General features: G+C 41.0%; 1 protein-coding gene. It reads left to right on the top strand.

Annotation, left to right across the window (positions count from 1 at the left end):
- The coding region (locus tag CRO04_RS25790) for an IS110 family transposase (protein WP_242974665.1) at positions 1-603 on the top strand (603 nt) is incomplete at both ends.

A 603-nucleotide genomic window follows, 5' to 3' on the forward strand; every position in this document is an offset into this window, starting at 1 on the left:
TGGAATGAAAAGTTAGAGGTAGTCGTCATTGAAAACAAGCCCAGTGAATTTAAAAAGCTGGCAGAAAAGGTAAACAGAAAATCCAATCATCTTGGGCTTGAACCCATTTACGGATTGGAGAATGCATACGGTTACGGCAGAAGTTTAGCTGTCTGGCTGATTGAAAAAGGTTACATTGTAAAAGACATTAATCCAGCTCTGGCTTATGATCAGAGAAAAAGTGCACCTATGCTCCGTAAAAATGATGAGCATGATGCGTATTGTGTGGCAACGGTTCTGATTAACCAGTTACATACTTTGCCAAATGCTAAGCCAAAAGATAACGAATGGACACTGGCTCAATTAGTAAATCGGAGAGATTTACTGGTGAAAGACGGTATTCGCTTTAAGAATGGACTCCATGAGCAGATATCCATGGCATATCCCAGCTACAGTAAGTTCTTCAGCGAGATAGACGGGAAATGTGCTATGTATTTCTGGAGGACCTACCCATCCCCTGTTCATTTGCAGGGAAAAACGGCAGAAGACCTAACAGTCGAATTTAAGGAAATAGCTCGTATTTCCAAGAAAGACAAAGCAGAATTAATTCTGGATTGCGTTCAG

Source organism: Lacrimispora amygdalina (assembly GCF_900205965.1).
Classification (GTDB): domain Bacteria; phylum Bacillota; class Clostridia; order Lachnospirales; family Lachnospiraceae; genus Lacrimispora; species Lacrimispora amygdalina_A.